Genomic DNA, 15954 nt, shown 5'->3' with positions numbered 1-15954 from the left:
AAATAGAAAAAGTAGAAGGCCCACCCCCAGCCCCTCCCGGAAGGCCGGGAGGGGGGGGTGGATACTTACTTCCGTGCCAGCATCGGGGGTGCTGACACCCAATTCGCCATGTTCACCTCGTCGCTCACCTTGAAGGGGCGGCGATCGGGGCCGAGGAACAGGCGCTCCATTTCCTTGCGGGTGAAGGGGCGCGATCCCAGTCGGCCGAACACCGCCATCTGCCCGCCGGTCTCGTCCACCGCACGATCGCGGTCCAGCCCCTTGGATAAAGCCAGCGCGGGGGAGGGCGTCTTGGCCCAGGCGATCAGTTCGGGCTTGGGCGCGGGGGAGAAGCCGTAGAAATTGGGCTGGCTGTCCGGGCTGGTCAATTGCACCACTTTCAGGCCGTTTCGCCCGTCCGCCACATAGGCAAAGAGCGAGGCATTGGTGGAGCCGATGATCACATCCTCGGCATCGTTCATCTGCCCGCCGAAGGTTTCGGCCATATACACAAGCGGCTTTTCGGGCCGGGTGATGTTGACGATCACCAGACCCTGACCCTTGGCCGCGACATAGGCATAGGTGCGCGCCAGATAGACGCGGCGCGCGTCCGCCAGCGGCACGGTGGCCTCGGGGATCAGGTGCGGCGCGGTCCAGTCATCGGGCGCGCAATTGGCGCCGGCATCGCCGCAAGGATCGGCCGCCGCGCTCAGGCCGGTGACGTCGATCAATTGCAGGCCGTCTGCGGTCGTCACCCAGAGATAGCGGAATTGCAGCGCGGAGGCGCGCGCGTCGCGCAGCGGGATCGTGGCGACGTGCACGGGTTTCAGCGGATTGCGCAGGTTCAAGATGACCATGCCCGCATCCGCGGCGATATAGGCATAACGGCCGCCAAGCGTGATATGCCGTGCGCCCTTGAGCACATTGGCTTCATTCCAGGTGACGGCGCGCTTCAGGAAATTATTGCGGAATTCGCCATCGGCAAAGGTGTTGATGTCGACCAGGATCAGGCCTTCCGCGCTATCGGTGATGAAGGCATAATTATAGATCGGATCGAAGGACTGCTCCTGATTGACCGTGCGCAATTCCTGCGTGCTGCGCGTGGGCGCGATCGGCTGGTTGGTGGCCAGCGCCATGCAGGTGGCGTTGGTGGATTTCACCTGGGTGTTCTGGCCCAGCTTGGAGAAGGGCGCGGTGGTGATCCGTTCCGAAAAGCCCTTATTGCCGATCGAGGCCACGTCATAGACGCGGAAGCCGCCCTTGCCCTGGGCGGCGAACATATATTCGCCGCGCAGTTGCAGGCAGCGCACCGCATCGGGCGTGCCCTGGGTGATATTGGCGAATTGCTCCAGCGCATGGGTTTCGCCCGAGAGCTTGGCATCGAAGGTCTTGCCGCGCGTCCAGTTCTTCAGCTCGCGCTTATTCTGGTCCACATGCAGGCCATAGAAATCGGGATAGGCATATTTCTGGAGATAGGAGCCGATCACCGCCTGTGGCTCGTCCCATTCGGTGACGCGCACCGCCTCGAACCCGTCCTGCAGCCCGGTCCAGGCGTGCAGGCCGACGAAATTCACGAAATTGGTGCCGAGCAGCAGGAGCTGCGACATGATGGCGTTATTGTCATCCTTCTCGCTCAGATGGCAGTCCGAGCAGGTCTTGGTCTCGGTGGCGCGCACGGTATGCGGGAAATGCGGCGCGAAGGCCTGTGACGAGAATCCGATCGCCGAAATGGGCGGCTGCTGCACATAGATGCGCTCGCGATTGATGTTGGTGGACGACAGGATCAGCGCGGAGGTGGAGCGCACCGGAGCGATGATATTGCCCTTGGTCGTCTGATGCTTGCCCAATTGATACATGTCGTCGCGCGCGACCTGCGGATTATAGGTCGCGAAATTGCGCGTCTCTATGCCCTCATATTTATGGCTCTTGGTCTTCCAATTCGCCTCGATCGGCAGGTGGCAGCCGCCGCATGACGTGGTCCAGCTCAGGTGGCAGGTGAAGCAGGCCATATTGTCTTCGCCATGCGCACGCTCCGATTTGGGCACGCCGGTGCCGAAGGCGAAGGTATCGCTATTGCGGCTCATCAATTTGGCGCGCGCCGCCTTGGCGTTGAAATGCGGATTGCCCTCGGTCACCGCATCCTTGACCAGCGACACCTGCCATTCCAGCTTGGGATCGACGATCGAACGCTGGATCAGCACGCGATTGCCGCTCGCATCGAAATACCATTCGAAGCGGCGCTTGCCATCGGCATTGCGCAGCAGCGCCAGATTATTGCCCTGCGGCCGCGCGGCGACGTTGGAGGTGAGCAGATTGGGGTAAGCGTCCGGCGTGCCGTGGCAATCCTTGCAGCCGATCTCCACCGCATTGGCCACTTCGCCATAGATCAGCCCATTGCCATGGCTATCCTGCGCAAAGTGGCAATCGGCGCACTGCATTCCCTTTTCGGCATGGATATCCATCATATGGACCGCCTTGCCCTTTTGCTCGCCCGGCTGGACGAATTCGGCGGCATCCTTCTTTTTGAACTTTTCGGGATCGTCATTGCTGACGATCTTCCCGTCCTTGTCGAGCAGATTGCCCTCGCGATCGCGCTTGTAGATCGCGCGGAAATTCCAGCCATGGCCGTGATAGTCCGCGAATTGCGTATCCTTGGCGAGCGGGTTCACATCGTCATAGACCCGGCGGAGGAAATCCACATCGCCCCACAGACCCTTTGGAGATGCGCCTTCCGGGTTGCGATCGAGGATCGCATGGGTTTCCGCCGCAGTGGGATAGCGCTGCTTCTTATACGCATCCTTGGCCAGATAGGGCGGCGGCGTCAGCGGATTGTCCTTGTTCGGCCACATCAATTTGGCGTCGGATTCATAGTCCCACATGGTATAGCCGAGGAAGCTGTTCAGGAAGATATTGGGCTGGTGCATGTGGCAGTTCATGCACTGTGCCGTCGGGATGGCGCGCGTGAAGACGTGGCTGATCGGATGGCCCTTTTCCTTTACCGCCGCCTTCTTCGGCTTATGATCGTCCTCATGATCGCCGGGCTTTTTCAACGCACCATGGCCGCCGTCATGCCCGGAACCGCCCTCCGGCTCCATCTTGTCGCTGATCGTGGGATCGACCGTCGCACTCTGCCCGTCGCGCCCGAATGGCGCATAGGTCAGGCTGTGGCGGGGTTCGCGATCATTGGCATAGATCACATGGCAGGACGCGCAACCCGAATGGCGATAGTCGCCCGGCTGATCATTGGTGCCCATGAACCAGGTGAAGGGATCGTTGAGCCGGGTCTTGTGGATGTTGAGCACGGGGATCGCGACGCGCAGCCCCGTGGCTGGCCCGCGGTTGGACTGTTTCAGATCCGGGCGACCGGGTTCCTCCAGTCGCTGGATGATCCCCGCCGGATTGGGCAGGCCGATTTCGGGGAATTGCGTTCCGATATTGCGCCCGCCGCGCTCGAACACGCGGAAGATATCGCCCGGCGGCGTCACCTGCCAGGTGGGCAAGGGATAGAGAACGCCGATTGCCCCGCGCGCCTTTTGTTCGGGCGTGACACTGCCGTGCGGCGATCCCGGCGACATGATCTTTGCGGCCTCGCCCTCACGCGTATAGGCCTCGCCCAGCAGGTAATTCTTGAACGGCAAAATGCCATTATTGTAGGATGCGCCGCCCCACAGCATCGCGCCCGACGCCATGATCGAACGCTCCGCCGCCTCGATCACCTCGATATGACAGGCGCCGCACGCCTCGCGCGCCACGCGGTAATCCGAAGGGTTGATGAAGCGCACGAACTCGGGCGACTCCTTATTGAGCAGCGTATAGGTCACCTTGGGATTGGCGGAGCTGGGAAAATGCCAGCTCTGCGGATATTTAGGCAGCACATGCGCCTTGTCCCGCGCCGACGCATAGACCGGATCATTATGCGCAAGCTCGGCATTGCCGCGCACCTTTGCGTCGCCGCCATGGCAATCGGTGCAGCCGAGCTGGACCGCGGGGCTGACGTGCATGGTCGGCGCGTCGGTCTTCACATGGCAGGTGGTGCAGCCATCGGATTTGGCATCGGCCTCGGCCGGCTCCTGCGTCTGCGGGGCAGGGGCGGAAAAGGCATAGATGCGCTTCACCGGCTTTTCCGCGTCGGACGCGAGGCTGATGCCTGCGGGCAAGATCAGGGCCAGCGCCAGCCCGGTCAGCGCCCACAAACGCCTCCACCCGCTCGGGCTGAGCCTGTCGAAGCCCTTTCCTTCTGCACCTAAAGAAGAAAGGGCTTCGACAGGCTCAGCCTGAACGGGTTTTGGGGCTTTGACCCATGAGGCGAAAAACCTGCGCATCAGAACGCCAAAATCCCGTTGAAGAGGACGGAGAGATATCTCTTGTCGCGATCATTGTTCGCGAACAGATCCTTAAAGCCCTTGCCCGGCTGAAGCACCGCGGCGGAAAGGCGCAGCACGATATTCTGCGTCGCCTTGGGCCGCCAGATCGCGGCGGTGGAGAGATCCCAGCCGATGTCCCTGGGGATGCTGCCCTCGGTGCGCAGCGCCTTCAGCGTGGCGGTATTGGCGAACCATAGATGATTGGCATTGGTTGAGATGCGAAACTCGGGCGTCAGATCGAAATCAGCGCCCGCGCCCAGCAGCATCGTGCCGGGATTGTTGAAATTGCTCTGCCCCTGTTCCTTGGAGGAGCGCAGCGAATTGAGGATGCCGTTGCGGCCGCTGATCGCGATCGCGCGCCCGCCGCCCGCAAAGGGGATCGTCTGGCGGATCCAATAGCTGGTGTCCGCCCCCGCGAAGATCGGATTTTCGAAGATCGCGTCGAATCCGCCCTCGACATTGTTATAGGGATTGCGATCGCCCGAGGCATAAAGGCCCGAGAGGCGGAAGCGCATCCAATCCACATCATAGCTCGCTTCGGCCGCGGCAAACCCTGCGCGGATCTGCGCGGGCCTGCTGGTGAAGAAACTGTTCCGGTCCTCGCCCAGCGCGACATAAAGCGATGTCGTCAGATTGATCCGCCCGATCCGGCCATCGCCGGCATAGCCGAGATAGACCACATCGTAATTCCGCCCGCGCAGATCGCCGAGCAGGCCGGGGCGCACCGGGAAACCGTTGGTATCCACCTCGATCCGGTTCTTCTCGCGGTTCATATTGTAGGTGACGGAAAGCTGGCTGGTGAAGCCGGGGAAGGGCAAATCCTGGCGATAGACGTTGGCGTGAAACACATAATCCGCGCGCGGCGTCTGGGTGACGTCGTTCAGCCCGGAATTGGTATCCTTCTCCAGCCGCCAGAAGGCCGCGAGGTTGAACTGGAAACGATTGTTGTCGCGATTGCCGAAGAAGCGCACGCCCAGTTGGTTATCCTGAAAGAGGAAGCCGCGGAAATCCGCCTGGAAGGGCTGGATGCCGACGCGGATGGATTCGAAATCATAGCGATCGGATGTGTTGCGCAGGTGATAATCGATAAAGGCTTCCTGCACGCCCAGGAAATGATCGAAGCGGCTGGTGCCCTTCGACGGCTCGACATACAGCACACGGCGCTCTGAAACGTCGACATAGTTCATATTGTAAGCGAGCGTCAGGCGATATTCGATCTCGGGCGGCATGAACGCCGTCGATCCCTTGATCAGCGCCGCACCGACGATGAAGGTCTGAGACAGCACCAGGCTGTCATTCTTGCCGAACACATCATTGTTGTCAGGATTGTTCGTCGTCTGCACGCCCACGGGGATCGGAAAGCTGCGCGGTTCGATCACCGTATCCGAAACGGCATTGGCCACGAAGAACCAGTGATCGCCCTTCAGCCCCAGGAATTTGGGCGTGCCGCATTTGAAATCGCGATTGTCCTTGGTCTCCGGCGTCACCGGATCGGGTTCACGACTGTGCTCATGCGTGCAGATCGGGCGATCGCCCTTATAGGTGTTCTGGTGATAGGGATCGAACCAGCGTTCCTTCACCAGCCCCAGCGATTCCACCAGGCGCCAGCGATCGGGCACGGGAAAGGCGTCGGTCGGGAAGGCCTCGGGCGGCGGCGCGCGCACCGCGCCGGGATTCTCCTGAGTCACGCGATCGGGCAGGCGGCGCTGATGGCCGGGGCGCTTGCGCCCGTCTATCAAACTGTCATCGGCTTCCACCTCCATGTCCGCCTGCGTTTTTTGCGGCGCGAGCGGAAGCTCAAGCTGGATCGGCTTTTCGGGCGGGGCTTGCACAACAGGCGGGGGTGCGGGCGCGGGCGGTGTGTCCGCTATCGCCAGATCCGCGGTCAGTTCAAGCGTGGGTGCCAGATCAGCCATCGCCAGCCGGTCTTCGCCTGCATAGCTCGCGCTCTGCCGGTGGTCGATCAGCCCCACGCCCATCTTGGGCGCAGGGGCAGTGCCGCCGGACATGGTGGCGATCAGCGTGGCAAAGGCGGGGGCGATCGCGGCCAAGATCAGAGTCCCTGACACACATTCTGTTGCGCGGTGTCGAGGAAGGGGGCGAAGGGGCAACTCACATAGCGCAGCCGCACCTTGGCATTGCCCAGATCGACCTCGATCCGATCGCTGCGCACGGCCATGGGCGCATTGCCCAGCCCGCCCGCGCGCTGCCCGCCATTATGCAGGCCAAGAAAGCTCACCATATCATCCTGATCGATGCCGTCGCCCGAAACGCCGATGCCGCCGATCAGCGTGTTGCCGCGATAGATGGGCACCGAACCGGGGAAGATCTGGATGCCATTCTCCAGCCGGTTCTGGCCGGGCACCACATCGGGGATCGCGGCGCAGCGTTGCGGCGTATCGGGATTGGCCCCCAGGATGAAGCCGACATGGGTCAGCACATTGTTCACGATCAGCGCGGATTGCAGGCCGGTGGAAAAGGGGTTGAAGCTCTGGATCGGGCGGGAGAAGGGGCCATTGGGACGACCGACTTCACCATCGGGAAAATAAGGGCGCGAGACATTGCCATTGCCGCGATCGGATAGGGCGAACTGGCCGGTCAGCGCCGTGGGATCCTTGAAGAACGCCCGCGCCTTGCCGACGAAGCCCTGCACGTCCGCACTGGGGTCAGCCAGCAATTGCGCGCCCGCCGCGGCGTTGGTGAAGAAGGCCGCCGTCCGCGCCTTTTGCAGCGCCACGTCCGTGCCGAAGATCGGCGCATCGGGCGAACGGACGATGCCCAGCACTTCGCCACGGGTGTCGACGATCGAGACCGTGGCCTGCATCCGGCTATCGAGCGGGCGGCGAATCTGCGCGCGCGCGCGGGAGAGCACGGCAAAGGCTTCTTCCAGAATGATGCGCACTTCGACGGCTGTGAGCGGCGTGGCGACCGCGCCGGCATCGGTGCCGCCCCGGATCGGATAGCGGTTTACCCCCGCGCCATCGGTGAGGATGAAGGCATCCGAATTGACGAACTCGGCCGCGCTCGCCCGGCGCACGCCCGAAGCTTCGGTGCCATAAGCGGTGCCGGCCAGCACGCCGCCGGCCGCATCGTAATAGCCGTTCACGCTGGTCAGCGCGCCGATCACGCCGTTGATCGCGGCAAAGCCGGGCGCGCTGGCGGGTGTGCTGCTGAGGCCCGAATCCAGCGCATCGGTGAAGCGCAGCGATGTGCCGTCCACGGTGATGCGATTGGCGCGGATATCCTCGGGCGCGGCGAAGCCGTTCGATCCCGCCAGCGCGATGAATTCCTCGGCATCGCTGTCCACGTCGAGAATGTTGGGATCGAAGCCGTAGACCCCGTCCGCCATGATGCCGATCCCGCCGACCACCACGCCATTCTTGTAGAGCGGGAAGCCGCCGGAATCCGCTGAAAGCCCCAGAGGCGAGCGTTTGGGGCCGATCAGCGCGCCCGTGCCGCCGCCCGGCAGAAACCGAGCGGAGAGATCGGAGCAGGGGAGCTGGCTGAACTGCACGCCGAACAACGGCCCCGATTCCAGCCCGATCGTGCTGGGGGCGGGCGGGAAATGCTGCTGCACGATCTGGCTGGCGGTGCGCGTGGAAAAGGCATTGCCGCTCGACGAGAGATAGGCGCCGGTAATGGCCTTGGCGATCGCGCCCGCCACCGCGCCGGGCACGTCTACGCCCTGGAGATCGAGCGTGCCGTTATCCGGGGGGCGGGGGACGGAAAGCCGCGGATTGGCCCCGTTCATCACGAACACCGCCAGCACATTGCCGACGCGATCGACCACCGCGATATTGGCCGGCAGATTGCGCGCCTGCGCTTCCGCCGCGGCCTGCGCGATCACCTTTTGCACATCGGCTGCAGTGAGCGATTCCTGTGCGGGCGCGGTGAAAAGGCCGCCGGGCGTGGGGGTGGGTGTCGGGGTCGGTGTCGGGGTGCCGTCTCCGCCGCCGCAGGACGAGAGTATCAGTGAGCACGCTATTATCGAACAGGTCGCACGCCATCCCCAAGACCGTCTGTCCCGAGCGAAGTCGAGGGACCTTTGGACCTTGCACCCACGTCCCTCGACTTCGCTCGGGACAAACGGATTTATCTGGGTTTGTCCCCTCACTTCAACGTCCTGATCGTCCGCACGGCGCTGCCCAGGGCGCGGCGGAATTCAAGCGGGCGATAGTCATTGGGATCGTTCACGGCTTCATAGGCCGTGTTGATATTGGCGCGGATGCCGCCGGCAGCGCCGGTCGAAATCTGCCCGGCGTTCACCAGCGCATTGAGCAAGGTATCCACCGCCATCACCGATTGCACGCTGCCTTCATAATCGGTGAAGCGTGGGGTGATCGCCTCGCTGGCGATGCTTTCGATGATCGCGAAGGTCTGGGCGCGGGTGAAGGCCGTATCGTTGAACGCCGTCGCCAGCGCATTCGCCGTGGTGCGCAGCCGGCCGGCCGCCGCCACCGAAGCGGCGCGATCAATCCCCAGAGACATGTGGAAAGCCCGGCTGTCCGCATCGAACTGCCGGGCCAGCCCCGGCGCGGCCACATGGGCGGCGGCCGAGAGCATGATCATATTCTCGTCGTTAAACGCGGGCATCCCTTCGGGAATGGGGCGTGCGGGATTGCGCACCACCGTGCTCACCGCATTTTCGCCATCATAGATGCGGCGGTGGCAGGTGTGGCAATCGAAGAAATAGAATTCGGGGAAGATGCCTTCCTGCCCGCGCTTGCTGTTTTGATAGAGGCTGAGCGCCCGCTCCAGCGCCATCGCCTGGCCCACCGCCCAGAAGCGGACGTTGTTGGTCTTGCCCTTGCGCGCCTGATAATCGGCATCCTCATCGTGATGCTGTTGCAGCGTTGAGAAGAGATCCAGCTCGAACGAAATGCGCGGATGGCCCGCGGCCATGATCCGGTGATTGACGAACTGGCCCTCGTCCGCGCTGCCGAAATGGCAATCGAGGCAGACCGCCGCGCGCGCCTTGGGCTGGTCGAGCGCGATCATGCCCTGGGAGATATTGCGCTGATGCGAGGCGCCCACGGCATAATGGCTGGCGAGCCACCCTGTCGCGCCGCCATGGCAGGTCTCGCAACCCACGCCGTCCGACGCCTGAAACCGCGGGCCGCGCTGCGATGCGGGGGCGGAATGGCAGCCCAGGCACATGGGCGCTGATGTGGCGCTTCCGATGCCGAGCCGGTTGGCGATCTGCGCGCTGCGGGCATTGGTCAGCACATTGAACGCACGGCTGTGCGCGCCGCCGGCGGAAGAGGGTTCCTGCCAGCGCATGAGTTCATCCTGGCGCACGATCTTGCCATCGGCTTCCTGCCGGCCATGGCAGGTGGAGCCGCTGCACGAAGCGACGCCCAGATGCGCTGAATCAGCGGGCGATGCCGCCGTGGCGGGCGGCGTCGCCGGTGACAGGCCCGCCAGCAAGGCAAGGCCAGCCATTGCCGCAATCAGCAGCAGCGCGGCCATTCCCGCGAACCGGTTTCCCATGGTCCCCCCAAGCGACATTCGCAAACGCACCCAGTTTCCGGCTTTTGCCGGTTTTTAATACAATCAACGCGATGCGACCCGTTTTGATACGGGTTTATGTCCTTTCACACCGCGATAGGCAAGCCGAACTCCTGTATATTATTGGCTAACAGACCGTTTTCGGGGGCTTTGCTTGCATGACTTTGTGGCTGCACATAATGATTGCGGATGCGTAACAGGAATTTACAATGATCTGTCGTATTTATGCCGATCGGCCTTTTTCGAGTCCATCAGAGCGGAGAGCCCATGGAACCAGCCATCCATAGCGGACTGACCGGCACCATGCTTGTGAACTATATCGGCATGGCGTTGATGATTGCGGGGCTCGCAAGCGGCCGGCTGCGCACGATCCGGATGGGCGCGGCCGCGGCGGGGCTGATCTGGTGCCTGGCGGCGCTGTTCGTCAGCGGGGATTGGGCGGCGGCGGCGCTCGCTGCGGCGCTGGCGTTTATCGGGGGGTATCAACTCGTCGGCGTTTACGCCGCGGACGGGCGCGCCAAATTGTCCGAAGAGGAACAGGCGCTCGGTGCCGCCATGCTGCCCGATCTGGGCAAGGCGCAATTGCGGCATCTGCTCGAACAGGGATTCTGGCTTACCGCAAAGCCGGGCGATGTGCTGACGCGCGAAGGGGAGGCCGTGCCGCATCTTTACTATCTCGCGAGCGGCGGGGCGACCGTTTATAGCGAGATGCTGCCCATCGCGCGCTGCGAAACGGGGAGCTTCGTGGGCGAGGTGACCGTGCTATCCGGCGATCCCGCCACCGGCACCGTCGAAGTGGACGAACCCTCGCGCTTGTGGTGCGTGCCCGCCCTCAAGCTCCGGCTCTACACCGACGAACATGACGAAATCCGCCGCGCGGTCGAAACCGCATTCCGGCGGACGCTGACGGCGAAACTGGTGGCCTCGAACCGGAGGCTGGCGGGGGGTGGTTGAAGCTGAAAGAGCCGTTTGTCCCGAGCGCAGTCGAGGGACGTTGGTGAAGCGACAAACATCCCTCGACTGCGTTGGAGCGCGATGACTTTAGGTCGATCCAACCTGTCATTGCGAGCGTAGCGAAGCAATCCAGAGCGGTTTATGCCACCTTGGATTGCCGCGTCGCTGCGCTCCTCGCAATGACGGAGCCATGTAATGTCATCACGCTGTAGGGATCAATTCCGCCGGATCACCAGATTCCGGATCTCGGTCATATCCTCCATCGCGAATTTGATGCCTTCGCGGCCCAGCCCTGAATCCTTCACGCCGCCATAGGGCATATTGTCCACGCGGTAGCTGGGCACATCGTTGATCACCACGCCGCCCACGTCCAGCCGGTCCCACGCATCGAACATCTTGAACAGATCGCGCGTGAAAATGCCCGCCTGAAGCCCGAATTTGCTGTCGTTGACGATATCCAGCGCCTCTTCGAAGCTGCTGAACTTGATCAGGAAGGCCACCGGGCCAAACGCTTCCTCCACATTCAATTTGGTCGAAGGATCGACATTTTCGAGCAGGGTGGCTTCCAGCATCGCGCCTTCGCGCTTGCCGCCGCACAGCAGTTTCGCGCCCTTGCCGATCGCTTCCTCGATCCAGTGATCGAGGCGTTTGGCTTCGCCTTCGGAAATCATAGGGCCGATGAAGGTGTTGCGATCATGCGGATTGCCCGAAACCAATGTCTTGGTCTTGGCCACCAGCATATCGCGGAATGCGTCATAGACGTCGGCATGGATCACGATGCGCTGCACGCCGATGCAGCTCTGGCCGCTCTGGTAGAAAGCGCCGAAAATCACGCGCTCCAGCGCATCCTTCAGATCGGCATCCTTGTCCACGATCACCGCGGCATTGCCGCCCAGTTCCAGCACGACCTTCTTCTTGCCGGCCTTGGCCTTCAGCGCCCAGCCCACATCGGGCGATCCGGTGAAGCTCAGCAGCTTCAGCCGGTCGTCTTCGGTAAACAGATCGGCGCCTTCGCGGTGCGCGGGCAGGATCGAGAAAGCGCCCTTGGGCAGATTGGTCTCGGCCAGAACCTCACCCATGATGATCGCGCCCAGCGGCGTGCGGCTGGCGGGCTTCATCACAAAGGGGCAGCCGACGGCGAGCGCGGGCGCGATCTTGTGCGCGGCCAGATTGAGCGGGAAATTGAAGGGCGAGATGAACGAGCAGGGGCCGATCGGCACGCGCTTCCAGATGCCCTGATAGCCTTTCGCGCGCGGACTGATATCGAGCGGCTGGACTTCGCCCGTCATCCGCACCGATTCCTCGGCGGCGATCCGGAAGGTGTCGATCAGGCGGCCGACCTCGCCCTCGCTATCCTTGATCGGCTTGCCCGCTTCCACGCAAAGCGCATAGGCCAGTTCTTCGGAGCGTTCCTTGAAACGGTCGACGCAATGCTGGAGCACGGCCTGGCGCTCGTAAGCCGCCATCTTGGCCATGGGTTCGGCGGCTTCCACCGCGCCCTGAATCCCCTTGTCGATCGTCGCGGCATCCGCCTGGGCGCAGCGGAAGGCCACTTCGCCGGTGAATTTGTCGGTCACCTCCAGATCGGTATTGGGCTGCTGCGCCTCATTGTTGAGATAGAGGGGGTAGACGGATTTGAGTTTGGTCATAGGTCTTCCTTTTGGCCCTCCCTCCTTCAGGGGGAAAGGGTTGGGAGAGGGCACATGTGGGATCGTGCGGAAGGTTTCAAACTTCCCCTTTTCCCGCGCTCTCCCCTGAAGGGGAGAGGGGGCTACAAGGCCGCGCTCAATTGCTTGATATCGTGGTTCAATATGCGATCATTGTCGGAATAGTCCACCGGGCAATCGATGAGATGAACACCCGGCGTGTCGAGCGTATGGGCGATCAGCTCGGCAAGATGATCCGCGCTTTCCACGCGATACCCGCTTGCGCCATAGGCCTCGGCATATTTGACGAAATCCGGGTTGCCATAGGTCAGTCCCCAATCCTTAAAGCCCATATTGGCCTGTTTCCAACGGATCATCCCATAGCTGCCATCGTTCAGAATGAGCACGGTGATATTGAGGCCTAACCGCACAGCGGTTTCCATCTCCTGGCTGTTCATCATGAACCCGCCATCGCCGCAGATCGCCATCACCTTGCGATCCGGATAGACCATCGCCGAGGCCATGGCGGAGGGCAGGCCAGCGCCCATGGTGGCCAGCGCGTTATCGAGCAGCACCGTATTCTGCTGGCGCGCGGCATAATTGCGCGCGAACCAGATCTTGTAGACGCCATTGTCCAGACAGATGATGCCGTCCGCTGGCATCGCCTCGCGCACCTTCTTCACCAGATGCGGCGGATAGATGGGGAAGCGCGCGTCATCCTCGATCGAGGCGGTATGCGCCACCTCCGCCTTGCGCGCGGCAAACATCTTGCCGAATTCCCAATGCGCGGCGGGCAAGATCTCTTCCTTGATCTGCCAGATGGCGTTGGCGATATCACCCAGCACTTCCACCTGCGGGAAATAGACCGGATCCACCTCGGCCGAGCGCGTGGAGATATGGATCACCTCGGTGCTGCCATTGGTCATGAAAAAGGGCGGTTTTTCTATGACATCGTGGCCGATGTTCACGATCAGATCGGCCGCGCCGATCGCCTTGTGCACGAAATCACCGGAGGAAAGCGCCGCGCAGCCGAGGAACATCGGATGCGTTTCGTCGATCACGCCCTTGCCAAGCTGGGTGGTGAGAAAGGGGATACCCGTCTTTTCCACGAATTCGCGCAACATCCGCCCGGTCATCTTGCGATTGGCACCGGCCCCGATCACCAGGATCGGGGATTTCGCATCCTGCAAGAGCTTCACCGCGGCGCTGACGGCCTTGGGTTCAGCCGAGGGACGCCGCGCGAGGCTTGGCTTGATCGGCGTGCTGTCCGTATCCTCGTCGGCCACATCCTCGGGAAATTCCAGATGCGTCGCGCCCGGCTTTTCCTCTTCGGCCAGGCGAAACGCCTCGCGGATGCGGCTGGGGATATTGTCGGCGCTCGCCAGTTGATGCGTATATTTGGTGATCGGCCCCATCATCGAGACGACATCGAGAATCTGGAACCGGCCCTGTTTCGATTTCTTGATCGGCTTCTGCCCGGTGACCATCAGGATCGGCATTCCGCCCAATTGCGCATAGGCCGCGGCGGTCACCAGATTGGTCGCGCCCGGCCCGAGTGTCGCCAGGCACACGCCGGTCTTGCCGGTGTGGCGGCCATAGGTGGCGGCCATGAAGCCTGCGCCCTGCTCATGGCGGGTGAGGATCAGCCGGATCGATTTGGACCGGCTGAGCGAATCCAGCATATCCAGATTTTCCTCGCCGGGCACGCCGAAGATATATTCCACGCCTTCCTGTTCGAGGCACTGGATGAATAGATCGGATGCTTTGGTCATGCCATTGGTCTCCCCTCGGCCGCCCCGGCAGGAACGGCTGAGCCCGTGTTGAACATGCGATCCCGTGATGCAGCGGATGATCCGGTCATGCGCCGGATTCTTCCCCCTTGGTGGCAGTGCTAACCCGGTTCAGGGGCCAAGTCACCCCTCGATGCAGCCGTCGTCAATCCAGCGAGATCTTCCAGTCCCAGCGCAGCGGATCGCCGTCCATGATCTCCACCCCATCCGCAATCAACGCATCGCGCAGCGCATCGGACGCGGCGAAATCCTTGGCGGCGCGGGCCTCCTGGCGCTGATCGAGCCGGGCTTCGATTTCGGCCTCGGTGATGCTGGCGGTTTTGGGGCGGATGCGGAGATCGGTGCGAGACAGGGTCGTCAAATTTAGGCCGAGGACCGCGTCCATTGCATCTGCCATCTTCAGTCTCGTCAATGGATCGACGCGCTTGGAACTCAGCATACCTTCCAATAGGCTCAATGCCATCGGCGTATTGAGATCTTTGGAAATGACTTCGTCAAATTCGTTCATAACAGCGCGATGCTGGGCATCCACGAATGATTCGTCACCCTGAACTTGTTTCAGGGTCCATTTCCGAGAGCTATCCGATGGCGACGAAATGGATGCTGAAACAAGTTCAGCATGACGGGATTTGAGGGTCTCTATGCCAATCACCATCCGCTTCAACCGCGTCAGCGCCGCCAGCAGATTTTCGCCCGAAAATTCCAGCTCGCTGCGGTAATGCGCGGACAGGCACATCAGGCGGTAGGCGAGGGGGTGGATGCCGCGGTCTATGATCGATTGGAGCGTGGTGAATCCGCCGCTCGATTTCGACATCTTCGCGCCGCGCCCATCGGTATTTCTGGCCACCAGGAAATTATTGTGCATCCAGAAGTTCGCACCCGTGTGCGGCGTGCAGCTATGCGCTTGATTCTGCGCGATTTCATTGGGATGATGGATCTCGCGATGATCGATCCCGCCGGTGTGGATATCGAACTGTTCGCCCAGATATTTGTGGCTCATCACCGAGCATTCGAGATGCCAGCCCGGCGCGCCCATGCCCCAGGGCGAATCCCATTCCATCTGGCGGCTTTCGCCCGGTCCGGACTTGCGCCAGATCGCGAAATCCGCGGCGTTGCGCTTGCCCGCCACGGGATCGATCCGGCTTTCGCCTTCATCCTCCACCGTGCGGGCGAGGCGGCCGTAATCGGGGACGGTGGTGACGTCGAAATAAAGGCCGCTGTCCAACTCATAGCAATGCTTGGGCGCGATCACCTCGGCGAATGCGATCATCTCGGCAATGTGATCGGTCGCGACCGACCAGCGGCTGGGCGTGCGGATGTTGAGATCCGACAGATTCTGTTTGAACGCCTCGGTATAATGCCGGGCGATATCCCAGATGCTCTTGGCCTGCGCGCGCGCCGCGGCCTCCATCTTGTCATCGCCCGCGTCGGCGTCGGAGGTGAGGTGGCCGACATCGGTGATGTTGATGATGTGGGTTAAGGGATAGCCTTTCCACGTCAGCACGCGGCTCAGCGTATCGGTGAAGACATAGGCGCGCAGATTGCCGAGATGCGCATAATTATACACCGTCGGCCCGCAGCTATAGACGCGCGTGTTTTCGGGATCGATCGGCTCGAACCGCCGGATCTCTCGCTTGAAGCTATCGTAAAGCTGGAGCGGTGCGCCTTGTGTCATGCGGCAAGCCAATCCCCGGAAAAGCGGGACGCGTCAAC

At 62.1% G+C, this 15954-nt stretch carries 8 protein-coding genes; 1 reads left to right on the top strand and 7 read right to left on the bottom strand.

Annotated elements, in window-relative coordinates:
• Nucleotides 1-65: 65 nt before the first annotated feature.
• From FHS49_RS09250 to FHS49_RS09235, 4 genes are all read right to left on the bottom strand, one after another.
• Complete coding sequence (locus FHS49_RS09250) at nucleotides 66-4172, bottom strand: LVIVD repeat-containing protein (protein WP_425502679.1); 4107 nt, start codon at nucleotides 4170-4172, stop codon at nucleotides 66-68.
• A 128-nt stretch (nucleotides 4173-4300) separates the two neighbouring features.
• Nucleotides 4301-6259: a hypothetical protein gene (locus tag FHS49_RS09245; RefSeq protein ID WP_184018571.1), complete on the bottom strand. Its 1959-nt coding sequence runs from the start codon at nucleotides 6257-6259 to the stop codon at nucleotides 4301-4303.
• Nucleotides 6260-6396: 137 nt separating this feature from the next.
• Nucleotides 6397-8313, bottom strand: a complete 1917-nt coding sequence (locus tag FHS49_RS09240; protein ID WP_425502686.1) for a heme-binding protein — start codon at nucleotides 8311-8313, stop codon at nucleotides 6397-6399.
• 140 nt (nucleotides 8314-8453) lie between these two features.
• Nucleotides 8454-9833, bottom strand: a complete 1380-nt coding sequence (locus FHS49_RS09235; RefSeq protein WP_184017701.1) for a multiheme c-type cytochrome — start codon at nucleotides 9831-9833, stop codon at nucleotides 8454-8456.
• Between the two features lie 285 nt (nucleotides 9834-10118).
• Here FHS49_RS09235 and FHS49_RS09230 point away from each other — a divergent pair, with 285 nt between their 5' ends.
• Nucleotides 10119-10805: a Crp/Fnr family transcriptional regulator gene (locus FHS49_RS09230; protein WP_184017699.1), complete on the top strand. Its 687-nt coding sequence runs from the start codon at nucleotides 10119-10121 to the stop codon at nucleotides 10803-10805.
• 215 nt (nucleotides 10806-11020) lie between these two features.
• Here FHS49_RS09230 and FHS49_RS09225 read toward each other — a convergent pair whose 3' ends face one another.
• The 3 genes from FHS49_RS09225 to cysS form a co-directional block, all read right to left on the bottom strand.
• Nucleotides 11021-12454: an aldehyde dehydrogenase family protein gene (locus FHS49_RS09225; RefSeq protein ID WP_184017697.1), complete on the bottom strand. Its 1434-nt coding sequence runs from the start codon at nucleotides 12452-12454 to the stop codon at nucleotides 11021-11023.
• Between the two features lie 122 nt (nucleotides 12455-12576).
• Complete coding sequence (locus tag FHS49_RS09220) at nucleotides 12577-14223, bottom strand: acetolactate synthase large subunit (RefSeq protein WP_184017695.1); 1647 nt, start codon at nucleotides 14221-14223, stop codon at nucleotides 12577-12579.
• 163 nt (nucleotides 14224-14386) lie between these two features.
• Nucleotides 14387-15916, bottom strand: coding sequence for a cysteine--tRNA ligase (gene cysS, locus FHS49_RS09215; RefSeq protein WP_184017693.1), 1530 nt, complete (start codon nucleotides 15914-15916; stop codon nucleotides 14387-14389).
• Between the last annotated feature and the right edge of the window lie 38 nt (nucleotides 15917-15954).

The sequence above is a fragment of the Sphingobium boeckii genome (assembly GCF_014199215.1).
Classification (GTDB): domain Bacteria; phylum Pseudomonadota; class Alphaproteobacteria; order Sphingomonadales; family Sphingomonadaceae; genus Sphingobium_A; species Sphingobium_A boeckii.
This window is presented reverse-complemented; position numbering and strand designations above follow the sequence as displayed.

Coding starts and splice junctions, on each gene's coding strand:
- FHS49_RS09245 (WP_184018571.1), bottom strand. CDS start 6,259: ATGGCTGATCTGGCACCCACGCTTGAACTGACCGCGGATCTGGCGATA.
- FHS49_RS09235 (WP_184017701.1), bottom strand. CDS start 9,833: ATGGGAAACCGGTTCGCGGGAATGGCCGCGCTGCTGCTGATTGCGGCA.
- FHS49_RS09230 (WP_184017699.1), top strand. CDS start 10,119: ATGGAACCAGCCATCCATAGCGGACTGACCGGCACCATGCTTGTGAAC.
- FHS49_RS09225 (WP_184017697.1), bottom strand. CDS start 12,454: ATGACCAAACTCAAATCCGTCTACCCCCTCTATCTCAACAATGAGGCG.
- FHS49_RS09220 (WP_184017695.1), bottom strand. CDS start 14,223: ATGACCAAAGCATCCGATCTATTCATCCAGTGCCTCGAACAGGAAGGC.
- cysS (WP_184017693.1), bottom strand. CDS start 15,916: ATGACACAAGGCGCACCGCTCCAGCTTTACGATAGCTTCAAGCGAGAG.